This window comes from Streptomyces prunicolor NBRC 13075, assembly GCF_000367365.1.
GTDB classification, from domain to species: Bacteria; Actinomycetota; Actinomycetes; order Streptomycetales; family Streptomycetaceae; genus Streptomyces; species Streptomyces prunicolor.
Genome location: NZ_BARF01000003.1, coordinates 17,853 through 41,185, shown reverse-complemented (window position 1 = coordinate 41,185; position 23,333 = coordinate 17,853). Strand labels below are relative to the sequence as shown.

Here is a 23,333-nt window from a genome sequence, read left to right as displayed (position 1 = left end):
CTGAACCCTTCCCTCACAGAACACGACCACAGAACACGACCACAGAACACGACCGTCAAAGGAGCCACGATGTCGACGCCGGACGCCGAGACCTGGGCCGAGGCGCTCACCATGTTCGAGTGGCGGTATTCGTACATCCTCGTGGGGGCCCGCACACACCAGGACTGGGTGCGGGATGTGGCGGCGATCATGCGCCGGGGGACGGCGGATCCCCGGTCCTGGGAATGGATCGACTCCGACGAAGGCGGGGAGGAACGTCTGGAGGACCCGAACTTCCCCTTCGTCCTGCCGCCTTCCGACCCCGAAGGCGCGGCGGCATGGCGGGCCGCACTGTGGGAGGTGCCCCGGACGTCGGTGGAAAGGCTGCTCGTCATGCTGGCCACCACATGGCTGGACGTCCCCAGCGAACGCGCCCGCAATCACTTCGACACCCGCCGACCAGAACTCGAACGCAGGGCCCGGGTGATCCTCTCCCGCTTCCCGGAGGGGACGTCCTTCTACACGAACAGCGGCTACCCGGGCTCGCACGGCGTCCGCGGCGGCGACCCCGACGCCCCGGACTTCTATGAGGCGACCACTGGCTGCACCCCCTTCTCCCAGTACGACTGGGATCTCGGCCTGATCGCGGTGTCCGAGGCCGAAGTCGGCATCTTCTGGTCCTTCGACGCCACCTGAGTGCACGACTTCTTCATTCGATTTCTTCATTCGATGCCATCGGAAGGGACTCCATGAACAACATCGGCAACACCGCCGACAGCGCCGCTTCCGGTCCCGAACCCCCTGCGCTCACGGCCACCCGCAGCGCCACCTACCCCGACCGCGAAACCGCCCAATGGGCCACCCAACAGACCGTCACCGCCAACGAGCAGCTCATCCACCGCTGGCTGGCCCGGTCCACCCGCCCCCGCCTGACCATCGAGGCGTCCTGGCCCTCCCGCCCCGAACCGGTCGGCCGGGTCCTGCTCCAGGCGATGATGCTGGCCGGGCGAGACCCGGTGGACGTCCGTGCGGCCCGCGTGATCCTGAAGCGGGACGCGTCCCGACCGCACGGCTTCGCCGTCCACGCCACGTTTCCGATGTACCTGTGACGACGACCCGTAGAGGCTGATCCCGTGCCCCTGAGCCCCCTCGAACACGACCGCCGCTACGGCGAGTTGGACCAGGTGATCCGCGCCTACGCCGGACAGCCGGCCGACGACACCCCGGACAAGCCGAGCGAGGCACTGGTCGCCTACCTGCGCCACACCTGGCACAGCCGGCCGTGGGCCCTCGCTGTCGCGGAGCGGCAGCTACGGGAGTACGCCGACAATCCCCCGGGCCGACTCCGCCTGCGCCTCGGCGAGTTCTACGCGATCCCGGACGTGGGACTCCCCGAGGGCGAGATCCAGCAGTGGCTGTACTGCCTCGCGGACCACATCAAACACAGCGTCGAGGAGGGCGAGGTCCCACCCCCGGCCACCCCCGCCACCCACTGGGAATGGCACGCCCGCTTCCCGGAGTTGGGCCAGTTCCTCGGCGGCTGGTTCTCCCAGGACATGCCGGACGAGTTCGACGACCACGACGCGGCGACCGACGACTACCGGACCTCGACCGACCCACACCTCGTCGCCCGCCTCACCGGCGAGCTGCACGAACTCCTCGCCCTGGACCTCGACGAGTCCGACTACGCCCTCGCCGTCGCCGAGTTGGGCATGGAGGTCGACCCGCCGCCACCGCACTCACCGAGCGGCTGGCTCACCCTCGTCGCCGACCGGTTGACCGTGCCGCGCGCCGACTACGGGCCCCCGTCGGGCAGCGCCGCGAAGTGACCCAGTGGGCCGATGAGTTGACGCTTTACACGCTTCGGCGGTCCCGTGCAGTGGATTCGGGTGATCTTCCCCCGCAATCATGAACATCCTTGTAACAGCTGGCATATTCATTCGCCTCCGCCTTACGTTCCCCGGCGGAGGTGGTTCACATGAACGAACCCAGCAAACAACCCGACTCGACCGAGCAGCACGAGGCGATCGACGTCAACGACTTCGTCTACGCGGCTACCGGGGCCCGCGTCCGTAGGCTGACCATGCCGGACGGAAGCCACTGGTTTCCGGCGGTGGACGTCTGCAAGGAGTTGGGGTACACCACGCCCCGGAAGGCGCTGATCGACCACGTTCCGGAGGAGCACCGAGACAATCTCGAGACAGTGACTGGAAGTCACTGTCTCAGCATTCCCGCAGGTAGGACCTGGCGCCGAGACTTGCAGCTCATCGATCTCCAAGGCCTGATCCTGCTCGTCAACGCCTGTACGAAACCCGCCTGCGCTCCCTTCAAGCAGTGGGTCGCCGAGGTGATCGAGACGGTTCAGCGGGAGGGGTCCTACACCTTGGAGGAGGCGGAGGTTCAGCCCGTCGACCCCGGAGCCCCCATCGCGTACGCGATGCCCGAGCAGGTCGCCGAGGCCATCGTCCGGCTGGAGGCGCACAACCTTCAGGTGGACGGGGAGCTTGCGGTCGCGCAGCGTGAATCGCTGGCGTTGCAAAGGGAGATGCTCGCCGCCCAGCGTGCGACGCTCGTCGCGCAGGAGGCCATCGCCCAGGCCATGGGACGCATCGCGGACCGGCTCGATGTGCTCACTCTCGACCGTCCTGCGGGCGTCGACGCCCCCACCCTCCAGCCCACCACGGAATCCGTACTGGCCGACTGGCGGCAACGGCTGTCCGTCACGGAGGACGTGTGGACGGTGGCCGTGGTGATCGCACCGGTGCTGGTCGAGGAGGGGGAACTGCGTGAGCCGCTCGAATCGATCGCGTCGCGTACGGGGCTGACCGTACGCCGCGTCAACGAGTGTCTCCGCCTGCTGCGCCAGCACGCCTGCATCCGCTCGCGCGGCGGAGCGGAGGACGGGGCGCCGGTGTACGTGCTCAACGGGTCCTGAGACCGGCCTGAACACTCCGGAACAGCGGAGGGGGCGGTCGCAAATCCAAGTTGCGGCCGTCCCCTCCAGACGTCCTAGGCTACCGAATGGGCGGACGTCACGCCCAGGTGATCAGTCGCTTCGGCTGCTCAAGGATCGCCGCCACGTCCGCCAGCACCTTCGACCCCAACTCCCCGTCCACCAACCGGTGATCGAAGGACAACGCCAGGGTGGTGACCTGGCGGGGCTTCACCTTGCCCTTGTGGACCCAGGGTTGGAGCTTGATGGTGCCGACCGCGAGGATCGCGGACTCGCCGGGGTTGAGGATCGGTGTGCCGGTGTCGATGCCGAAGACGCCGACGTTGGTGATGGTGACCGTGCCGCCCTGCATCGCCGCCGGGGACGTCTTGCCGTCCCGCGCCGTGGACACCAACTCGCCCAGCGACTGGGCCAGTTGGGGCAGTGTCTTCGCGTGGGCGTCCTTGATGTTCGGCACGATCAGGCCCCGCGGGGTCGCCGCCGCGATACCGAGGTTGACGTAGTGCTTGAGGACGATCTCCTGCGCCGCCTCGTCCCAGGACGCGTTGATGTCCGGGTTGCGCTTGATGGCGACCAGCAGCGCCTTGGCGATCAGCAGGAGCGGGTTGACCCGTAGGCCCTCCATGTCCTTGGCCTGCTTGAGCTCCTCCACCAGCTTCATCGTCCGGGTCACGTCCACCGTCACGAACTCCGTGACATGCGGTGCCGTGAACGCCGAACCGACCATCGCCGCCGCCGTCGCCTTGCGCACACCCTTCACCGGGATGCGGGTCTCCCGGGCCGTGTCGTACGTCGCCGGGGCGCTGGGCGCGGCCACCTGGACCTGAGCCTGCGGCGCCGCCACCGGCACGGGCACTGCCGCCGGTGCCGTTGCCACCGCCGCGTGCACGTCCTCGCGCGTGATGACGCCGTCCGGGCCCGACGGCGTCACCGTCGCCAGGTCGACACCCAGGTCCTTCGCCAGCTTCCGCACCGGCGGCTTCGCCAGCGGGCGGGATTCCACAACCGCGGCGGTCGCGTGGCCGTTCAGCTCCGCCTGGACCGCCACCGCCGCCGACACCGCCTCCTGGGCCGGGATCTCCACGCCCTTGCGGGGACGGCGCTTCGTCGCGGACGTGGAGACGCCGTAGCCCACCAGCACCGGTGTGCGGGCCGGAGCCGCCGGCTTCGCCTCCTGCGCCGGGGGTTCGACAGCAGCCTCAGTCACAGCCTCGACCGGGGTCTCCGCAGGAGCGGCACCGCCGCCCGACACGTCCACCGCGATGATGGACGTACCCACGTCCACCGTCGTGCCCTCGGGGAAGCGGAGTTCGCGCACCACCCCGTCGTACGGGATGGGCAGTTCCACCGCCGCCTTCGCCGTCTCCACCTCACAGACGACCTGCCCGTCGGTGACGGTGTCGCCGACCTGGACATACCACTTGAGGATCTCCGCCTCGGTGAGACCCTCGCCCACGTCCGGCATCTTGAACTCGCGTACGGACGCCTCAACTTCAGTCATCGTCGTCACGACCCCTCTCCTCAATACGCCAGAGCGCGATCGACGGCATCGAGCACCCGGTCCAGACCCGGCAGGTACTCCTCCTCCAGACGCGCCGGCGGATACGGCGCGTGATAGCCGCCCACACGCAGCACCGGGGCCTCCAGGTGGTAGAAGCAACGCTCCGTGATGCGCGCCGCGATCTCGGCGCCGGAGCCGAAGAACACCGGCGCCTCGTGGACCACGACCAGGCGGCGGGTCCTCTCCACCGAGGTCTGGATCGCGTCGAAGTCCAGCGGGGACACCGAGCGCAGGTCCAGGATCTCCAGCGACCTGCCCTCCTCGGCGGCCGCGTCGGCGACCTCCTGGCAGAGCTTCACCATCGGGCCGTAGGCGGCGAGGGTGAGGTCCGTGCCCTCGCGGACCACGCGGGCCTTGTGAAGGGGGTCGGGGATCGACTCCGTGTTGACCTCGCCCTTGTCCCAGTAGCGGCGTTTCGGCTCGAAGAAGATCACCGGGTCGTCGCTCTGGATGGCCTGCCGCATCATCCAGTAGGCGTCCGACGAGTTCGACGGGCTGACGATCTTCAGGCCCGGCACGTGCGCGAACAGGGCCTCGGGAGACTCCGAGTGATGTTCCACCGCACCGATGCCGCCGCCGTACGGGATACGGACGACGACCGGGAGCTTGACCTTGCCCAGGGAGCGCGCATGCATCTTGGCCAGCTGGGTGACGATCTGGTCGTAGGCCGGGAAGACGAAACCGTCGAACTGGATCTCCACCACCGGACGGTAGCCACGGAGAGCCAGACCGATGGCCGTGCCCACGATGCCCGACTCCGCGAGCGGGGTGTCCACCACCCGGCGCTCGCCGAAATCCTTCTGGAGGCCGTCCGTGACACGGAAGACACCGCCGAGCTTGCCGACGTCCTCCCCCATGATCAGAACCTTGGGGTCGGACTCCAAGGCAGCACGCAACGATTCGTTGATCGCCTTGGCCAACGGCAGGTTCTTGAACGTCGTGGTCTGTGCCGCAGTCTGTCCCGCCATGTCACTTACCCCCCTCTTCATCCGCGAACGACGCCTGATAGGCGGCGAACTGGGCCCTCTCCTCGTCGACGAGCGCATGCCCGTCCGCGTACACATGCTCGAAGATGGCGAACCGGTCCGGGTCCGGCATGGCACGGACCGCTTCGCGCACTCGCCTGCCCAACGCTTCGCTCTCCGTCTCCAGTTCCGCGAAAAATCCCTCATCCGCGTGGTTTGCGGCTTCCAGATACCGGCGCAGGCGCAGGATCGGGTCCTTCGCCTCCCACGACTCGCGCTCCTCGTCGGCCCGGTACTTGGTCGGGTCGTCGGAGGTGGTGTGGGCGCCCATGCGGTAGGTGTACGCCTCCACGAGCGTCGGGCCCTCGCCGTTGCGGGCCCGCTCCAGCGCCCACTTGGTGACCGCGAGGCAGGCCAGGACGTCGTTGCCGTCGACGCGGACGCCCGGGAAGCCGTAGCCCTGTGCGCGCTGGTAGAGCGGGACGCGGGTCTGCTTCTCGGTGGGCTCGGAGATGGCCCACTGGTTGTTCTGGCAGAAGAACACCACCGGCGCGTTGTAGACCGCGGAGAAGGTGAAGGACTCGGCGACGTCGCCCTGGCTGGAGGCGCCGTCCCCGAAGTACGCGATCACGGCGCTGTCGGCGCCGTCCATGGTCACGCCCATCGCGTACCCGGTGGCGTGCAGGGTCTGCGAGCCGATGACGATCGTGTACAGGTGGAAGTTGTTCGTGTTCGGGTCCCAGCCGCCGTGGTTGACGCCCCGGAACATGCCCAGCAGGTTGGTCGGGTCGACCCCGCGGCACCAGGCGACGCCGTGCTCACGGTAGGTCGGGAAGACGTAGTCGTCCTCGCGGGTGGCCCGCCCGGAGCCGATCTGGGCGGCCTCCTGGCCGAGCAGCGAGGCCCACAGGCCCAGTTCGCCCTGGCGCTGCAGGGCGGTGGCCTCGGCGTCGAAGCGGCGGGTGAGCACCATGTCGCGGTACAGGCCGCGGAGCTCTTCGGGGGTGATGCCGGCGACGTACTTGTCGTACGGGGCGGTCTTGCTGTTCTTGACTCGCTTGCCCTCGGGCGTCAGCAGCTGGACGAGGTCCGGGTCGGCGCCCTTGGCCTTGCTTCCGGCGCTGCGTCGCGGCTTGCGCGGGGCAGTGCTCTCCACGGTCACGTGTGCTCCTCCGTCGGTCCGGCTCCCCGGGTTCGCCGGGTGCCAGTGCGGCTCACCTGCGCCCCACGGACGCACAGGGTGGGTGCGGTTCGTCGGGAACAGGCGTGACAGGTGCCCCGGCGAGCGCCCTGCAACAGGCACGTTACCCAGTGCTCCACAATTCTGTGAAACCCCTCCTGACCTGCGATTTTGCTTGGATTTCCAAGTAAATCGCGAAAGTCGGGAACAAGTCCTGGTCACAGCCTTGCAGGGGGCCGGAACAACGGCACGTTATCCCGCTCACCTCGGGCACGGGAAGAGCCCGTATGTGAGACTTACCGCGTGCCCGGAGACGGAAAAATCAGCGTATTTCTCCTCGACGACCATGAAGTGGTCCGGCGTGGCGTCCACGAGATGCTCTCGGTCGAGGACGACATCGAGGTGGTCGGCGAGGCCGGTACGGCGGCCGAGGCACTGGTGCGGATCCCGGCCACGCACCCCGACGTGGCGATCCTCGACGTACGGCTCCCGGACGGCAGCGGGGTCGAGGTGTGCCGTGAGATCCGCGCCCTGGACGACTCCGTGAAGTGCCTGATGCTGACCTCCTTCTCGGACGACGAGGCTCTCTTCGACGCGATCATGGCGGGTGCCTCCGGGTACGTCCTGAAGGCCATCCGGGGCACCGAACTGCTGTCCGCCGTACGGGACGTGGCCGCCGGCAAGTCGCTGCTCGACCCGGTGGCGACCGCCCGGGTGCTGGAGCGGCTGCGCAACGGCGGCCCGCAACAGGACGAGAAGTTCGACTCCCTCACCGACCAGGAGCGCAGGATCCTCGATCTGATCGGGGAGGGGCTCACCAACCGGGCGATCGGCGAGCGGCTGCACCTCGCGGAGAAGACCATCAAGAACTACGTGTCGAGTCTGCTTTCCAAACTCGGTATGGAGCGGCGCTCCCAGGCGGCGGCCTATGTGGCGCGGAAACAAGCACAGAAACAGGCACAGAGACAGGTCGAGCAGCAGCGTTATTAGGGACCAAAGACCCCTCCCCTGGGCATGCGGTCCGGCCGACAGTGTTCCTATGCCCCTCGACGCACAGCCCGGCGACGAACAACTCGCCGTCGATCTGCTCGCGCGTACCGACCACGGCCGGGTCGCCACCACCCTCCGGGCGCTGCCCTTCCTGGCCTTCGCCAGCCACATCGTCCAGGACGGTCGGCTGCTGCTGCGCATGCCCCGGAGCCACGGCTACCACCACGCGTGCGTGGGCAGCGTCGTCGCCTACGGGGCCGACAATCTGGGCTCGGCCGGGCCGGGCGAGGGACTGTGGTCCGTGCAGGTCGTGGGCGCGTGCGAGAGCTACGATCCGACGGCCGACCAGGTCGAACGTTTCGGCCCCGCTCCGGGCACAGTGGACGATGAGCCGTACGAGCCGGTCTATCTGCGCATCGAGCCGCAGTTGAGCACCGTGCACACGACGGACGGCGGCCTGGAACGCCACTTCGGGCCCACCCTGTGACCGAAAGCGACCATCACAGACCGATCGGTGACTTTCTGTGACAAACCGCAGCTCACGGGCCCATCCCGTGCCCTAGCATCGGCCGCGTGCCGCCCTTACGTGTACCACCCCCCGTGCCCCACGCGCCCCCGCTGGGCGCCCTCCTCCGCCAGTACGCCGCCGGGTCCGCCGTCACCTGCGAACCCGTCGAGCAGGGCCTGCTGAACCGCGGCTACCGGCTCCGCACGACCCAGGGCCGCTACTTCCTCAAGCACCACTTCGACCCCGAGACCGCGGACCCGGCGGCGATCGCCCGCCAGCACACCGCGACCCGGCGGCTGGCCGACCTCGGCGTCCCCGTGGCACCCCCGCTGCCCGCCCGAGACGGCCGTACGGTCGCCGTCGTCGGCGGTCACGCCTACGCCCTGCACCCCTGGATCGACGGCAGGCACCGCCACGGCGGCCAGTTGACCACCGTCCAGTGCGGGCGCCTCGGCGCGCTCCTGGGGGTCGTCCACGCGAGCCTGGAGCGGGTCATGCCGGGGCGCCGGGAGGAGTGCGCGCCAGGGGCCGACCCCGCCGACACCTTCGCCCTCATCGACGACCTCCTCGGGCACGTCCGCCGGCACCGGCCCGCCGACGCCTTCGACGAGCTGGCCCGCCACCGGCTGCTGGAACGCCGGGAGTTGCTGGAACGGCACGCGGACCGACGGCCGCCGCGCGGTGCCTCCGTGGGGTGGACGCACGGGGACTTCCACCCGTTCAACCTGCTCTACAAGGGCGACGCCCCCGCCGCGATCGTCGACTGGGACCGGCTCGGCGTACAGCCCCGCGCGGAGGAGGCCGTACGCGCCGCCGCGATCTTCTTCGTACGGCCGGACGGGGCCCTGGACCTGCCGAAGGTGCGGGCGTACGCGCACGCGTACCGGCGTTCCGCGGGCGCCGGCCCCTCCGAACTCGCCGCCGCCGTGCACCGGGTGTGGTGGGAGCGGCTCAACGACTTCTGGATGCTGCGCTGGCACTACGAACGCGGCGACACCCGCGCGGACCCCCAGTTCCCGGCCGCGTCGGCACTCGCCGTGTGGTGGACGCGGGAGTACGACGCGGTGCGCGAGGCGTTCGCGGAGGGCGCCCCCTAGAGACACCGGGACACCGATAAACGGCACGCGCGCGTCGACCCCTGTTTACGGGGTGCACGCGCGCGTGAGCGCTTCGGTGCCTGCCGGTGATCCGGGCCGGGTCAGCCGCTGCCCAAGGCGCCCGCGACGGTGCCGCCGTCGTCGCCACCGTCGTCACCGGTGTCGCCCGTGCCCGTCGGGTCCGCCGAGGTCGTCGCGGTCGGGGTGTCCGACGGCTCCTCGGAGGCCGTCGCGGACGGGGTGCTCGAAGGCTTCTCCGAGGCCGTCTCCGACGGGGTGTACGAAGGCGTGTACGACGGCGTGTAGTCCGAACCGGAGCTCGTGCCGCTGTCGTCCGTGTTCGTGTCGGACGGCGACGCGGTCGTGTCGTCGCTCGGCGTCTCGGTGGCCGTGTCGTCGGTCGCGGTCTGCGAGGTGGTCGGCGACTGGGTGGTGCCCGAACCGCCGCTGCCGTTGCCGGTGGTGTTCAACGCCAGCGCGACGCCCGCCGCGATGGCGATCACCGCGAGCACGGCGAGGATCCACAGCTTGCCGCGGCCGTTGCCGTGGTTGCCGTGCCCCTCGAAGCCGCCGTCGTCGCCGTTGCCGTAACCGCCGGGCAGGATCGGCTGCGGGATCTGCGTGGTGCCGGAGGCGTCCTGATGCATCACGGTCGTGCCGGCGAAGCCCCCGGGCGGGGTCCCCTGCCCGTTGGCCACCGTCACCGGCCCGGTGTTCCAGGTGCCGGTGTGGCCGCCCTGGTCGTAGAGCATCTGGAGCCCGTACTGGACGAGCCCGCGCATCTCCTCGGCCGTCTGGAAACGGTCGTCCGGGTCCTTCGCGAGGGAGCGCATGACGAGGCCGTCGAGCTCGGGCGGGCAGACGCCGTTCGAGGTGTGGGACGGCGGGACCGGGATGTCCTGGACGTGCTGGTAGACCACCGACAGCGGCGTCTCGCCGGTGAACGGGGGCCGCAGCGCGAGGAGTTCGTAGAGGAGGCAGCCCGTCGCGTACAGGTCGGAGCGGTGGTCGACGGCCTTGCCGAGCGCCTGCTCCGGGGAGAGGTACTGGGGCGTGCCCATGACCATGCCGGTCTGCGTCATCGTCGTGGAGGCCCCGTGCAGGGCGCGCGCGATGCCGAAGTCCATGACCTTGACCGCGCCGTTGTGCGTGATGATCACGTTCGCGGGCTTGATGTCGCGGTGCACGATGCCGTGCTGGTGCGAGTAGGCGAGCGCCTCCAGGACACCGGAGACGATGATCAGGGCCTGCTCGGGCCCGGGCGCCTCGGCGTTGAGGAGGAGGTCGCGGATCGTGCGGCCCTCGACGATCTCCATGACGATGTACGGCACCGACATGCCGCCCACGTAGTCCTCGCCGGAGTCGTACACGGCGACGATCGAGTGGTGGTTGAGCCCGGCCACCGACTGGGCCTCGCGTGTGAAGCGGGCCTTCGAGGTCGGGTCCTCGGCCAGGTCGGAGCGGAGCAGCTTGACGGCGACCGTGCGCCCGAGCCGTACGTCCTCGGCCGCGAAAACCTCGGCCATGCCGCCCCGGCCCAGTCTGTGGGTGAGCCGGTACCGGCCGTCGCCGACCAGTCCGCCGTTACCCCACAGCTCCGGTGCGTCCGACATTCCGCCGCCAGCCGCCTCGGGGTCGGACGGGCCCTGAGCGTGCTGCTGTGCCATCAGTCCTCGCCGTCGTTTCTGCCCGCGGTGCGCGCGGTGTTGTTACGGTCTCCGTCGGCCACGCTACAGGCTCGGCGCAAGCCGCCGTTCCGGGATCAGTGCCGGAATCGTCCGTAGACGGACCGGCCATCAAATCGGTATCACGGGCCGTCGTGCAAATTCTGTGTACCGCCGGTACAGCACCTGTAACGCTTCCACGACTCTTCTTTCGCGTACGGTCACGGATCGGGCACCGCGCTTGACGTGTCAGTGCCCTCCGGCAGACTTGGCCGGGAATGACGCATTCGATCACTGAGCCGGCGCCGATGGGGGACACGGGACATGAGCCAGGACGGCGCACAGGGCCGGTATGCGGGGCGCGCGCTCGCAGGTGGCCGCTACCAACTGCGCGACCTGCTCGGCGAGGGCGGCATGGCCTCGGTGCACCTGGCGTACGACTCGGTGCTCGACCGTCAGGTCGCGATCAAGACACTGCACACCGAACTCGGCCGGGAACAGGCCTTCCGCGAGCGCTTCCGCCGCGAGGCCCAGGCCGTGGCCAAGCTCACCCACACCAACATCGTCTCGGTCTTCGACACCGGCGAGGACGCTCTCGACGGCACGACGATGCCGTACATCGTCATGGAGTACGTCGAGGGCCGCCCGCTCGGCTCCGTGCTCGACGAGGACGTACGGCAGTTCGGCGCGATGCCCGCCGACAAGGCGCTGAAGATCACCGCGGACGTGCTGGCCGCCCTCGACATCAGCCACGAGATGGGCCTGGTCCATCGGGACATCAAGCCGGGCAACGTGATGATGACCAAGCGCGCGGTCGTCAAGGTCATGGACTTCGGCATCGCCCGCGCCATGCAGTCCGGTGTCACCTCGATGACGCAGACCGGCATGGTCGTCGGCACCCCGCAGTACCTCTCGCCGGAGCAGGCGCTCGGCCGGGGCGTGGACGCCCGCTCCGACCTGTACTCGGTCGGCATCATGCTGTTCCAACTGGTCACCGGGCGGCTGCCGTTCGACGCGGACTCGCCGCTGGCCATCGCGTACGCGCATGTGCAGGAGGAGCCGGTCGCGGCCTCCTCGATCAACCGTTCCCTGCCGCCGGCCGTGGACGCGCTGATCGCCCGCGCGCTGAAGAAGAACCCGAACGAGCGTTTTCCCAGCGCCGAGACCATGCGCGACGAGTGCCTGCGGGTCGCGGCCTCGCTGCACGCGGCGGCCCCGAGCATCGTGCCGGGCACGCCCTCGCAGAGCGGCGCGGGCGTCGGCTCCGCGGTCTTCCCGCCGGTCGACCAGGCGACCCCGGCCCCCACCGGCCCCGTACACACGCCGTACCAGCCGAACCCCTACGGCGGCACGCCCGCGCCCGCCCCGGCCTACGGCTATCCGCAGCAGGCGGGCTACCAGCCGCAGCACTCGGTCGGGTTCGGGCAGCAGGGCATCTCGACCCCACCGCCGTACAACCTGACCCCGCAGCATCCGACGCCGGCTTCCGGGGGAGGCGGCGGGAAGAACAACAAGCCGGTGATCATCGGCTCCGTGGTCGTCGCCGTCGTCGCGGTCGGCGCGCTGATCGTCGCCCTGTCGATGAACAACGGCGGCGATGACGACGCGAAGGGCAGCGACAGCAGCGCGAGCGCGAGCACCTCGGTGACCGCGGTCGAGGGGCACCGCGACGGCGACCAGACGAAGACCGTCGAGACGACCGCGTGCAAGGAGCCCCAGGAGTCGTACAACGACCCCGCCAAGATCCAGATCCCGGACTTCCAGTTCAAGTACATCAGCTCGGTCAAGGCCTGCCTGCAGGCCGCGGGCTGGAAGGTGAAGGTCAGGTCCGAGGACGAGAACACCTACGGGCAGGGCACGGTCATGGAGCAGTTCCCGGCGGCCGGCACGGACGTGGACCCCAAGAACATGCCCCAGATCCAGCTGAACGTGTCGACGGGCAACCCGTCCTGACGCCGGAGAGCACTCCCTGGTGATGTGGAAGGGCCCGGCAGCATCGGCTGCCGGGCCCCTTTGTCGTGTCGGTACGGACTCGTGTGCGGGTCGGGGTTCCTACAGGTACGGGCCGCCCACGCGCCCGCCGCCCGGCTGACCCTCCTCGGCGCCGTCGCCGACGCCCGGCGGCAGGGCCCGGCGCATCTGCTCCAGCTGCGCCCGCGCGGCCATCTGCTGGGCGAACAGCGTGGTCTGGATCCCGTGGAAGAGCCCCTCCAGCCAGCCCACCAACTGGGCCTGCGAGATGCGCAGTTCCGCGTCGCTCGGCGTCACGTCGTCCGTGAACGGCAGCGACAGCCGCTCCAGCTCCTCCACCAGCTCGGGCGCAAGACCGTCCTCCAGCTCCTTCACGGAGCTGCGGTGGATCTGCTTGAGCCGAGCCCGGCTGGCTTCGTCGAGGGGAGCCGCACGCACCTCCTCGAGAAGCTGCTTGATCATGCTGCCGATCCGCATGACCTTGGCCGGCTGTTCCACCATCTCCGTCACCGGGATCTCGCGGGAGTCCTCGTCCCCGGTGCCACCGAGCGCCATTCCGTCCTGTCCCACGACCAGGATCTGAGGCTTCTCCGGTGACCTTTCGTTCCTCGGCATCTCCATGCCGCCATTCTCTCGCACTCGTACACCTCACCACCCGGGTGCCCCCCTCGAAGGGTGATCCACCGTTTCCGGTTGGCCGAACCCGGAGTGCCGGAGCGTCCACCCGGTGTGACGCTGAGTACGTCGATCTTGCCGCCTCGGCTCGGGAGGGGGTCACGGACGTGACTCCATGGCTGCGTACAACCGGACTGCTGCTTGTGCTGGGCACGGGCACGGTGGTGAATCCGTGCGGGGGTGTTCCGGCGTACGGGGCTGTTCCGGCGCACGGGGTGGAGGCGGGGAGCGGTGCGGGCGCCGGTGGTGCCGGGGGTGGTCGGGTCGCGGTCGCAGGGCCCGCATCCCCATCCGCCTCGGCTACGGCCTCCGCTTCCGACTCCGCCTCCGCGTCCGCGTCCGCCTTGAGACCTGCCGCGGGCCCCGACGCCGCCCATGCCTCCCCCGATCCCTCCAGGGCCGGAAACCTCGCGGGCGAAGGGCGGGAACGGCCGGGACGTACCGCGGAGCCGACCACCGACGAGGACGAGAGCGGAGGTGCGGGCGAGGGCGATGACACAGCCGGGCCGACAGCGGACGGTGACGACGACGGGAGCCGGTCGGATAGCCCCGCCAGCCCTACGCCCGCCGACTCCCCGTCCTCCCAGGAGGCCGCCCCCGTGCCGACCTCCTCGCCCCTCCGCCCCCTCCACCACACCGTCACCCACGCCGAGGACCCCACCGAGCCCGTGCTGCGGATTCTGCCGCTGGGCAGCGGCCTGATCCTCATCGGGCTCGGCCTGGGCCTCGCCTTCATCGCACTCCGGGTACGCCGTAGCTGACCGACGTCGGGCCTACGGCGCGACGAGCAGCACCTTTCCGATGTGCCCGCTGTCCTCCAGCACCTGGTGCGCGGTGCCGGCCTCACTCATCGGCAGTTCCCGGTCGACGACCGGCCGGATGCGACCGCCCTCGATCAGCGGCCACACGTGTTCGCGTACGGCGGCGACGATGGCCGCCTTCTCACCGAGCGGACGGGCCCGGAGCGAGGTCGCGCTGATCGCGGCCCGCTTGCCGAGAAGCGCGGCGATGTTGAGCTCGGCCTTGATGCCGCCCTGCATGCCGATGATCGCGAGCCGCCCGTTGACGGCGAGGGCCTGGACGTTGCGGTCCAGGTACTTGGCGCCCATGTTGTCGAGGATGACGTCGGCACCCGCGCCGTCAGTGGCCCGCTCGATCTCCGCGACGAAGTCCTGCTCGCGGTAGTTGATGAGGATGTCGGCGCCCAACTCGGCGCAGTAGTCCAGCTTTCCCTTCGTGCCTGCCGTGACGGCGACCTTCGCGCCGACGGCCTTGGCGAGCTGGATCGCCATGGTGCCGATGCCGCTGGAACCGCCGTGCACGAGGAGCGTCTCGGTGGGGCGGAGGTGGGCGACCATGAAGACGTTCGACCAGACCGTGCAGACCACCTCGGGCAGCGCGGCGGCCTGCTTCAGGTCGAGGCCGGCGGGCACCGGCAGCAGCTGCCCGGCCGGAACGGCGACCTTCTCGGCGTAACCGCCACCCGCGAGCAGCGCGCACGCCTCGTCGCCGACCGACCAGCCGGAGACCCCGGGGCCGATCTCGGTGATCCGGCCGGAGCATTCGAGGCCGGGGTAGGGGGAGGCGCCGGGCGGCGGGTTGTAGAAGCCCTGGCGCTGCATGATGTCGGCCCGGTTGACCGCGCTGGCCACCACCTCGACCAGTACCTCGCCCTCACCGGCGATCGGATCGGGGACCTCGTCCCACACCAGCACCTCGGGCCCACCAGGTTCGGAAATCGTGATCGCATGCATGAGCCCGACGCTACTCCTCGTCATACGACCGACCGCCGAGGTGGGTCACTGCGACAACGCGAGAAGGTCGGTCACTCCAGCAGCGGTCGACGGTGCGTCACTGCGGCAACGGCCGGGTGTCCGGCGCGACCTGCGAGCCCGGCGACACCCGCACGATCGTGATGAGCCGGTCCGTCAGCTGAAGCGTCCCGATGGCCGGATCGTCGTAGCCGAGCACCCGGTGTCCGCGGACGACGCTCACCACCAGGTCGTCCGTGTCGCGCGGCGACTTGCCGACCTCGGCCTTTATGACCGGGCGTTCGGTCATGTCGAGCCCGCTGCCCTGCTGGATGAGGTCCTCCATGACCATGCCTGCGGCGGGGCTGAGCACGGACAGGCCGAGGAGGCGGCCGGCCGCGCTGGCGCTGGTGATGACCGCGTCGGCGCCGGACTGTTTGAGCAGCGGCGCGTTCTCCTCCTCGCGGACCGCGGCGACGATCTTCGCGCCCCGGTTGAGCTGCCGGGCCGTGAGGGTCACCAGCACGGCCGTGTCGTCGCGCTGGGTGGCGATGATGATCTGCCGGGCCTTGTGCACCTCGGCGCGCTTCAGGACCTCGCTGCGGGTGGCGTCCCCGACGACACCGACGTATCCCTCGCTGCTCGCCGCCTCGATCGCCTTCCCGCTGGGGTCGACCACGACGACCTGTTCCTTCTTCAGCCCGGTCGCGCACACGGTCTGGATCGCGGACCGCCCCTTCGTCCCGAAGCCGATGACGACGGTGTGATCCCGCAAGGTGGACCTCCAGCGGTTCAAGCGCCATTCCTCCCGGGTGCGTTCGGTGAGGACCTCAAGGGTGGTGCCGACGAGGACGATCAGGAAGAACACGCGCAGGGGCGTGACGACGAGGATGTTGGTGAGCCGGGCGCCGTCGCTGACCGGGGTGATGTCGCCGTAGCCGGTGGTCGAGAGGGTGACCGTCGCGTAGTAGAAGGCGTCGAGGAAGTCGACCGAGCCGTCCGAGTTGTCGTTGTAGCCCTCGCGATCGGCATAGACGATCAACGCGGTCGCGACAAGCAGGAACAGTGCGATGGAGAGCCGTTTCGCGACCTGCTGGAAGGGGTGCTCGACCACTTTCTTCGGGAGTTCCACCCGATGGGTCACGAGATGTTCGTCCGCCTGGCGGGCGATCGCATCATGGCCCGATTGTTTCACGTGAAACACACCCCGATCCCGGCGGCCGCCCAGGGCAGATCGATGAGTTCCGCCTGCTGCCCCTGCCGCGCACCACCCGGCGGTACGACCGCGAGCGCGTCGGCGCCCGCGATCCCGCGCAGCATGGCCGGGCCGTTGTAGTGCAGCGGCACGGCAGAGTCGCCGCGCAGCACGGCGGGGATGAGCCGGGTGTCATACGGATGCCCGTGCACCGCGTCCTGGAGGGGCAGCGCGTACGGCTCCGGGGCGGGGTGTTCCGACAGGGTCCGCAGCAGCGGTTCGGCAAGGGTGAGCAGGCCGGAGATCGCTGCGAGGGGGTTGCCGGGCAGACCGACGAGGTGCTGGTCGTCCTTGATACGGGCCAGCAGCATGGGGTGGCCGGGGCGGACCTTGACGCCGTCCACGAGGAGTTCGGCGCCGATACGGCGCAGGGTGGGGTGGACGTGGTCGACCGGGCCGGAGGCGGTGCCGCCGGTGGTGACGATGAGGTCGGCGGTGCTGCCCGTGATGGCCTTGTGCAGCGCCTTCTCGTCGTCCCGGAGTCGGCGGACGGCGGTGACTTCGGCGCCGAGCGCGCGCAGCCAGGACGGCAGCATCGGCCCGAGCGCGTCCCGGAGGAACCCGTCCCGGGGCAGCCCCTCGGTGAGCAACTCGTCGCCCAGGATGAGGACTTCGACCCGGGGGCGGGGCACGACGGTGAGTGTGTCGTACCCGGCGGCCGCGGCGAGGCCGAGCACCGCCGGGGTCACCAGCGTGCCGCCGGGCAACAGCTGGTCGCCGCTGCGGCACTCCTGGCCGCGCGGGCGGATGTCCTGGCCGTGCCCGACGTCCCGGGCCGCGTGGAGGCGGCCCTTGTCGTCGCTACGGCCGTGCTCGCTGCGGATGACGGCGGTGGCGTCGGCGGGGACCCGGGCACCGGTCGCGATCCGCACGGCCTCGCCGTCGCTGAGCGGCTCCGACTCCGCGTGCCCGGCGAGCACCCCGTCCTCCCGTACGGCCCAGGGGCCGGGGCCCGCGACCGCCCAGCCGTCCATCGCCGAGGTGTCGAACGAGGGCAGGTCGCTCAGCGCGACGAGCGGCGCGGCCAGGACCAGGCCGAGCGCGGAGTCGAGGGTCACGGAGACGGGGGCGCGGCGGGGGCCGGTGCGGGCGGCTCGGCCGGCGATGGCGCGGGCCTCGGGCCAGGGGGTGGCCTTGTGCTGGTCGGTGTCGGGCTTGCGGGGGTTGCCCTGCGGTGCGTGTGAGGGGGAGGCCGAGGGTGAGGGCACGGCGGGGTCGCCGGAGCCGGTGCTGCCTTCGTTCACGAGGGCGAGCACCTCCTCGACGTCGAGATCCTCGGCGTCGTGGGCGTGCTCGCCGGCGTGAATACCGCGCGCGGTCATCCGGCGGTGTCCGGACCCGGGGCGGACGCGGGGGCGTCGGCATCGGCCTTGGCAGTGGCCTTGGCAGTGGCCTTGGCATCGGATGCGGCGTCGGACGGGGCATCGGCCTTTGTGTCGCCCTTGGCGTCGGACCCGGCTTCCGGGGTGTCCTCGTCCGCCCAGCGCAGCGCGAGGGCCACCGCCTTGCGGGCCGCCTCGGCAACCGCCTCCGGGCCGCCCTTGCCCTGCGCCGCCGCGTAACCGACCAGGAAGGTGGTCAGCGGTGCGGCGGGCCTGGCCACCCCGTGGGCGGCATCACGGGCGAGGTCGAGCAGGATGCCGGTGTCGACGTCCAGGTCGATGCCCAGTTCGTCCTTGACTGCGGAAATCCATTCATCCAACACGTGCCCATGCTCCCTGATGCGTGCCCTGGCGGTGGCGAGGTCGTCCCAGGTGTCGCAGTCGAAGGACGCGACGGGGTCGGGGACGCGGGTGAGTTCGAGCGCGGCGGTCAGCCGGCGCAGGGGCAGCCCGGTGAGGCCGCCGTGCTCTTTGGTGAGTGCGGTCAGCTCTCGGCGGAGCGCCGAGGTGCGGTACGCGGCCACGAGCGGCTGGTCGCGTCCGTCGGCGTCGGTGAGCAGCACCCCTTCGGCGCCGCTGCTCCACAGGGCGGTCAACAGCCGCCGCACGGTGGCCACTTCGAGGAACGGGAGGTCGGCGGAGAGGACCACGACGACCTCGGCGGTGGTGTGCAGCAGGCCTGCGTCGAGCGCGGCGACCGGACCAGCCCCGGGCGGTTCCTCACGGGCCCAGCGCACCGGCCGGGCGGTGGGCCTCGGGTCGGCCACGACGACCGTGGTCCCGGCGTCGGCACAGGCGCCGAGCACCCGGTCGAGCAGGGCGCGACCGCCCACTCGTAGGCCGGGCTTGTCGGCACCGCCGAGCCGCCGCGCGGCGCCTCCGGCGAGGACGATGGCGTCGTGGGGGATGTCGGGGGAGGTCCCGGGCGGGATGTGGGGGTCGGTACCGGGCAGCGCGTCGGCGTCGGCACTGGGTGCGGCGCCGAGGTCGGCTTCGGGCAGCGTGTCGAGGTCGGCGTTGGGTGCGACGTCGGGGGCGGCGCTGGGCAGCGTGTCGGCGTCGGCACTGGGTGCGGCGCCAAGGTCGGCTTCGGGCGCAACGTCGAGGCCGGCACCCGGCAGCGTGTCGGGGTCGATGCTGGGTGTGGCGCCAGGGTGGGCCCCGGACGGGACGTCGAGGCCGGCACCCGGCAGCGCGTCAGGGTCGGCTCCGGACGGGACGTCGAGGCCGGCGCTGGGTGCGACGCCAGGGTCGGCTCCGGACAGGACGGCGAGGCCGGCACCGGGCTGGGCGGCTGGCGCCGCGTCGGGCAGCGCGCTTTGTGCGGACCCGGAAACGGCGTCCGGCACGGCGGTGGGCAGGGCATCAAGTGCGGCGCCGGGCAAGCCGTCGGCGGCAGTCTCGGGCAGAGCGGGCGGCACCACGCCGAGCAGGACGGCGGGCGTGACCGCGGGCGGGGCTTCCCGTACCGCGTCGGCCAGGCCTACATGGGCTACCGAAGGCGTGGCTTCCCGCACCGTGCCGGGCAGGGCGACATGGGTGACCGAAGGCATGGCTTCCGGCATAGTGCCGGGCATCTCACCGGGTACGGCATCGGCGGCACCCGGCGCGAAGCCGGTGACACTCGCCTCGCCCACACCACCACCGAGCACGGCCACGGCGGCGTCCGAGGCGGAGCCGCCGGCACCCCGCGCGGAGCCGGTGGCAGCGCCGGGGGCGTCGGGGGGCTCGTACGCGGTCACCCCCCGAGTATGCGTCCCGCCCTGATCACAGGGAACTTGTCCGCGCCGCCGTGATCACAGGTTGCGCAGCAGCACCGCCGGCTGTTCCACGCAGTCCGCCACATACCGCAGGAAACCGCCCGCCGTACCGCCGTCGCACACCCGGTGGTCGAAGGTGAGCGAGAGCTGCACGACCTGGCGCACCGCCAACTCGCCCTCGTGCACCCAGGGTTTGGGCACGATACGGCCGACGCCGAGCATGGCCGCCTCGGGGTGGTTGATGATCGGCGTGGAACCGTCGACGCCGAACACCCCGTAGTTGTTGAGCGTGAAGGTGCCGCCGGTGAGATCGGCGGGCGTGAGTGCCCCGGTTCGGGCAGCCTCGGTGAGCCGGGCGAACTCCGCGCTCAGCGCTTCCGTGTTGCGCACGTGCGCGTCCCTCACGACGGGCACGACCAGCCCGCGCTCGGTCTGCGCGGCGAAGCCGAGGTGGACCCGGTCGAACCGGACGACCTCCCTCGCGTCCATGTCCACACTGGAGTTGAGCTCGGGGAACCGGGTCAGCGCGGCCGTGCAGATCCTGGCGAGGAGCGCCAGTACGGAGATCTTGGGGCCACCGGCGGCGTTCATGGCCGCGCGGGTGCGCATCAGCTCCGTCGCGTCGGCGTCCACCCAGCAGGTCGCGTCGGGGATCTCCCGGCGACTGCGCGAGAGCTTGTCGGCCACGGCGCCGCGGATGCCGCGGAGGGGGGTGCGGGTGACTCCGTCGATGTCAGTCGTGGTCGTGGTCGTGGGGAACGTGGCCGGGGGAAGGAGGGTCGCTTCCTGTGTGGTCGCCTCCAGGGTCGCCGCCGCGCGGAGCGCCTGCTCGACGTCCGCCCGCAGGATCAGGCCGTCCCGTCCGGAACCCGTCAACTCCCGCAGTTCCAGGCCGTTCTCGCGCGCGAGCCGTCGTACGAGGGGTGAGATCACGGGTACGGGACCGTCGTCGCGACCGCGGGTCTCAGCGGCGGGGGCAGGAGCCGGGGCAGGAGCAGCGGCGGGGGCGTCCGCCACCGACGTCACGACATCGGCTGCCATCCGCCGTACTCTCCGCCGCCGTGCCGGAGGCGCCCCCGTGCCGTAGCCCACCAGCACGTTCCCCGAGCCCTCGGTCTCGGCGCCGGTGTCGGCGGTGGGTGAGCCCACCGCGACCGTCAACAGCGGGGAGCCCACGGGCAGTTCCGTGCCCTCCTCACCGAAGCGGGCGGTGACGACACCGCCGTAGGGGCACGGCACCTCGACCATCGCCTTGGCCGTCTCGACCTCGACGACCGGCTGGTCGATGGCGACGACATCGCCGACCTCGACCAGCCAGCGCACGATCTCCGCCTCGGTGAGGCCCTCGCCGAGGTCGGGGAGCTTGAACTCCAGTACCTGAGCCATCAGTTGTCCGCCTCCCACTGGAGCCGGCCCACGGCGTCCAGGATCCGGTCGACGCCCGGCAGATGGTGCCGCTCCAGCATCGGCGGCGGATACGGGATGTCGAACCCGGCGACGCGCAGCACCGGCGCCTCCAGGTGGTGGAAGCAGCGCTCGGTGACGCGGGCCGCGATCTCGCCGCCCGGGCCGCCGTAGCCGCCCGACTCGTGCACGACGAGGGCGCGGCCGGTGCGCCGTACGGACGCGCAGACCGTCTCGTCGTCGAACGGGACGAGGGAGCGCAGGTCGACGACTTCGAGGTCCCAGCCCTCGGCCTGGGCCGCCTCGGCGGCTTCGAGGCAGACGGGCAGGGACGGGCCGTAGGTGATGAGCGTGGCGCTGCGGCCCGGGCGGCGGACGACCGCGCGGCCGATCGGGTCGACGGGGGTGGGCTCGTCGGGGTTCCAGGTGTCCTTCGACCAGTACAGGCGCTTGGGCTCCAGGAAGACGACGGGGTCGTCGGAGGCGATGGAGGCGCGCAGCAGGCCGTAGGCGTCGGCGACCGTCGCGGGGGTGACGACGTGCAGGCCCGGGGTCGCCATGTAGTACGCCTCGGAGGAGTCGCTGTGGTGCTCGACGCCGCCGATGCCGCCGCCGTAGGGGACGCGGATGGTGATCGGGAGGGGCATGGCGCCGCGGGTGCGGTTGCGCATGCGGGAGACGTGGCTGATCAGTTGCTCGAACGCCGGGTAGGCGAAGGCGTCGAACTGCATCTCCACGACCGGGCGCAGGCCGTACATCGCCATGCCGACGGCAGAGCCGAGGATGCCGGCCTCGGCGAGGGGGGTGTCCGTGCAGCGGTCCTCGCCGAACTCCTTGGCGAGGCCGTCGGTGATCCGGAAGACTCCGCCCAGGGTGCCGACGTCCTCGCCCATGACGTGCACCGCGGGGTCGGCGGCCATGGCGTCGCGCAACGCGCGCGTGAGGGCCTGCGCCATGGTGGCGGGCTTGAGGGCGACGGTGGTCATCAGTGCGTCCCCTCCCGCTCGGCCGCCAGCTCCGCCGCCAACTGTTCGCGCTGTTCGCGCAGTTGGGGGGTGGGCTCGGCGTACACGTCGGCGAACAGGTCCATGGGGTCGAGCACCGGGTCCTGGTTCATGTGCGCGCGCAGCTCGGCGGCCATGGTCTCGGCGGCGTCGCGCGCGGCCTGGATGCCGTCCTCGTCGATGAGTCCGCGCTCGGTGAGTTCGTGCTCCAGGAGGGCGATCGGGTCGTGGGCGCGCCAGGCCTCGACCTCGGCGTCGCCCCGGTAGCGGGTCGCGTCGTCGGCGTTGGTGTGGGCGTCGATGCGGTAGGTGATGGCCTCGACGAGCGTGGGACCGCCGCCCTCGCGCGCGTGCCGTACGGCGTCGGCGAGGACCTCGTGCACGGCGACCGCGTCGTTGCCGTCGACCAGCCGGCCGGGCATGCCGTAGCCGACGGCCTTGTGGGCCAGGGAGGGTGCCGCGGTCTGCTTGGCGAGGGGGACGGAGATCGCGAAGCCGTTGTTCTGGACGAGGAAGACGACCGGGGCCTGCCAGACGGCGGCGAAGTTCAGCGCCTCGTGGAAGTCGCCCTCGCTGGTGCCGCCGTCGCCGACCAGGGCGAGCGCGACCACGTCGTCGCCCTTGAGGCGAGCCGCGTGGGCGAGGCCGACGGCGTGCGGGAGTTGGGTGGCGAGGGGGGTGGTGAGCGGGGCGATGCGGTGCTCGCGCGGGTCGTAGCCGGTGTGCCAGTCGCCGCGCAGCAGGGTGAGGGCCTGCACGGGGTCGAGGCCGCGGGCGACGGCGGCGAGCGTGTCGCGGTAACTGGGGAAGAGCCAGTCCTGCTCCTGGAGGACCAGCGCGGCGGCGACCTCGCAGGCCTCCTGACCGGTGGTGGAGGGATACACGGCGAGCCGGCCCTGCTTGGTGAGGGCGGTGGCCTGCGCGTTGAACCGGCGCCCCCGCACCAGCTCGGCGTACAGCCGGCGCAGCAGCACGGGGTCGGCCTGCGCGGCCGCCTCGGTGCCGAGCACGCGATACGGCGCGGCGTCGGGCAGCAGCGGCGCGGGGTCCGTGCGCGGCTGCCAGGCGGGCGGCGGTGTGGGCCGGTACGCGCCCCGCTGCTCCATGACCGTCATGACGGCACCTCCTCGTCGGAGTGGCTCGGAGAGGCGCGTCGGACGTGCCGCACCTCCCTACCGATTGTTCGGTCGTCGGCACATTTTGGCTACAGGCACCTCCAGGCTGTGGACAAACG

General features: G+C 70.9%; 21 protein-coding genes. 9 read left to right on the top strand and 12 right to left on the bottom strand.

Annotated elements, in window-relative coordinates; translation table 11 throughout:
* Positions 1-69: 69 nt before the first annotated feature.
* The 4 genes from SPR02S_RS01830 (at position 70) to SPR02S_RS01815 (ending at position 2,914) form a co-directional block, all read left to right on the top strand.
* A complete protein-coding gene (locus tag SPR02S_RS01830; protein WP_019055222.1) occupies positions 70-675 on the top strand; it encodes a hypothetical protein in 606 nt (201 codons plus the stop codon).
* Between the two features lie 53 nt (positions 676-728).
* Positions 729-1,088 carry an RNase A-like domain-containing protein gene (locus SPR02S_RS01825; protein ID WP_019055221.1) on the top strand — a complete coding sequence of 120 codons (360 nt, stop codon included), beginning with the start codon at positions 729-731 and terminating at the stop codon, positions 1,086-1,088.
* Between the two features lie 24 nt (positions 1,089-1,112).
* On the top strand, positions 1,113-1,808 hold the full coding sequence (locus SPR02S_RS01820; protein ID WP_019055220.1) for a contact-dependent growth inhibition system immunity protein: 696 nt from the start codon (positions 1,113-1,115) through the stop codon (positions 1,806-1,808).
* A 149-nt stretch (positions 1,809-1,957) separates the two neighbouring features.
* On the top strand, positions 1,958-2,914 hold the full coding sequence (locus SPR02S_RS01815; protein ID WP_019055219.1) for a BRO-N domain-containing protein: 957 nt from the start codon (positions 1,958-1,960) through the stop codon (positions 2,912-2,914).
* Between the two features lie 97 nt (positions 2,915-3,011).
* Here the strand turns inward: SPR02S_RS01815 and SPR02S_RS01810 are convergent, their stop codons facing one another.
* The 3 genes from SPR02S_RS01810 to pdhA (SPR02S_RS01800) are packed head-to-tail and all read right to left on the bottom strand — an operon-like array spanning position 3,012 to position 6,620.
* Positions 3,012-4,442, bottom strand: coding sequence for a dihydrolipoamide acetyltransferase family protein (locus tag SPR02S_RS01810; protein WP_019055218.1), 1,431 nt, complete (start codon positions 4,440-4,442; stop codon positions 3,012-3,014).
* Between the two features lie 11 nt (positions 4,443-4,453).
* Positions 4,454-5,461 (bottom strand): alpha-ketoacid dehydrogenase subunit beta, encoded by a 1,008-nt coding sequence (locus tag SPR02S_RS01805; RefSeq protein ID WP_019055217.1) that lies wholly within the window; start codon positions 5,459-5,461, stop codon positions 4,454-4,456.
* A 1-nt stretch (position 5,462) separates the two neighbouring features.
* Positions 5,463-6,620, bottom strand: a complete 1,158-nt coding sequence (gene pdhA / locus SPR02S_RS01800) for a pyruvate dehydrogenase (acetyl-transferring) E1 component subunit alpha (protein ID WP_019055216.1) — start codon at positions 6,618-6,620, stop codon at positions 5,463-5,465.
* 321 nt (positions 6,621-6,941) lie between these two features.
* On the opposite strand from pdhA (SPR02S_RS01800), the gene SPR02S_RS01795 reads away from it, so the two are divergent.
* The 3 genes from SPR02S_RS01795 (at position 6,942) to SPR02S_RS01785 (ending at position 9,233) form a co-directional block, all read left to right on the top strand.
* Positions 6,942-7,628 (top strand): response regulator, encoded by a 687-nt coding sequence (locus tag SPR02S_RS01795; RefSeq protein ID WP_043258002.1) that lies wholly within the window; start codon positions 6,942-6,944, stop codon positions 7,626-7,628.
* Between the two features lie 49 nt (positions 7,629-7,677).
* A complete protein-coding gene (locus SPR02S_RS01790; RefSeq protein WP_019055214.1) occupies positions 7,678-8,115 on the top strand; it encodes a pyridoxamine 5'-phosphate oxidase family protein in 438 nt (145 codons plus the stop codon).
* Between the two features lie 113 nt (positions 8,116-8,228).
* Complete coding sequence (locus SPR02S_RS01785; RefSeq protein ID WP_019055213.1) at positions 8,229-9,233, top strand: phosphotransferase; 1,005 nt, start codon at positions 8,229-8,231, stop codon at positions 9,231-9,233.
* Positions 9,234-9,334: 101 nt separating this feature from the next.
* Here SPR02S_RS01785 and SPR02S_RS54950 read toward each other — a convergent pair whose 3' ends face one another.
* Positions 9,335-10,900: a protein kinase domain-containing protein gene (locus tag SPR02S_RS54950; RefSeq protein WP_043258000.1), complete on the bottom strand. Its 1,566-nt coding sequence runs from the start codon at positions 10,898-10,900 to the stop codon at positions 9,335-9,337.
* Between the two features lie 321 nt (positions 10,901-11,221).
* On the opposite strand from SPR02S_RS54950, the gene SPR02S_RS01775 reads away from it, so the two are divergent.
* Positions 11,222-12,850, top strand: a complete 1,629-nt coding sequence (locus tag SPR02S_RS01775) for a Stk1 family PASTA domain-containing Ser/Thr kinase (RefSeq protein ID WP_019055211.1) — start codon at positions 11,222-11,224, stop codon at positions 12,848-12,850.
* Between the two features lie 99 nt (positions 12,851-12,949).
* Here the strand turns inward: SPR02S_RS01775 and SPR02S_RS01770 are convergent, their stop codons facing one another.
* Positions 12,950-13,489 carry a bacterial proteasome activator family protein gene (locus SPR02S_RS01770; protein WP_019055210.1) on the bottom strand — a complete coding sequence of 180 codons (540 nt, stop codon included), beginning with the start codon at positions 13,487-13,489 and terminating at the stop codon, positions 12,950-12,952.
* A gap of 161 nt (positions 13,490-13,650) precedes the next feature.
* Between SPR02S_RS01770 and SPR02S_RS64450 the strand changes: the two genes are divergently transcribed.
* Positions 13,651-14,304, top strand: a complete 654-nt coding sequence (locus SPR02S_RS64450) for a hypothetical protein (protein WP_176573058.1) — start codon at positions 13,651-13,653, stop codon at positions 14,302-14,304.
* Positions 14,305-14,316: 12 nt separating this feature from the next.
* Here SPR02S_RS64450 and SPR02S_RS01760 read toward each other — a convergent pair whose 3' ends face one another.
* The 7 genes from SPR02S_RS01760 to pdhA (SPR02S_RS01730) form a co-directional block, all read right to left on the bottom strand.
* A complete protein-coding gene (locus SPR02S_RS01760; RefSeq protein WP_019055208.1) occupies positions 14,317-15,297 on the bottom strand; it encodes an NAD(P)H-quinone oxidoreductase in 981 nt (326 codons plus the stop codon).
* A gap of 97 nt (positions 15,298-15,394) precedes the next feature.
* Positions 15,395-16,489 carry a potassium channel family protein gene (locus SPR02S_RS01755; protein ID WP_019055207.1) on the bottom strand — a complete coding sequence of 365 codons (1,095 nt, stop codon included), beginning with the start codon at positions 16,487-16,489 and terminating at the stop codon, positions 15,395-15,397.
* Positions 16,486-17,871: a molybdopterin molybdotransferase MoeA gene (locus tag SPR02S_RS01750; protein WP_019055206.1), complete on the bottom strand. Its 1,386-nt coding sequence runs from the start codon at positions 17,869-17,871 to the stop codon at positions 16,486-16,488. The genes SPR02S_RS01755 and SPR02S_RS01750 overlap by 4 nt, the downstream gene beginning before the upstream one ends.
* A complete protein-coding gene (locus SPR02S_RS54945) occupies positions 17,868-18,884 on the bottom strand; it encodes an NTP transferase domain-containing protein (RefSeq protein ID WP_052346897.1) in 1,017 nt (338 codons plus the stop codon). The genes SPR02S_RS01750 and SPR02S_RS54945 overlap by 4 nt, the downstream gene beginning before the upstream one ends.
* An 843-nt stretch (positions 18,885-19,727) precedes the next feature.
* Positions 19,728-21,077 carry a dihydrolipoamide acetyltransferase family protein gene (locus tag SPR02S_RS01740; protein WP_019055204.1) on the bottom strand — a complete coding sequence of 450 codons (1,350 nt, stop codon included), beginning with the start codon at positions 21,075-21,077 and terminating at the stop codon, positions 19,728-19,730.
* Entirely contained in the window at positions 21,077-22,081 is a 1,005-nt protein-coding gene (locus SPR02S_RS01735) for an alpha-ketoacid dehydrogenase subunit beta (protein WP_019055203.1), read from the bottom strand. Before SPR02S_RS01735 ends, SPR02S_RS01740 begins: the two co-directional genes overlap by 1 nt.
* A complete protein-coding gene (pdhA, locus tag SPR02S_RS01730) occupies positions 22,081-23,214 on the bottom strand; it encodes a pyruvate dehydrogenase (acetyl-transferring) E1 component subunit alpha (protein WP_019055202.1) in 1,134 nt (377 codons plus the stop codon). Before pdhA (SPR02S_RS01730) ends, SPR02S_RS01735 begins: the two co-directional genes overlap by 1 nt.
* Between the last annotated feature and the right edge of the window lie 119 nt (positions 23,215-23,333).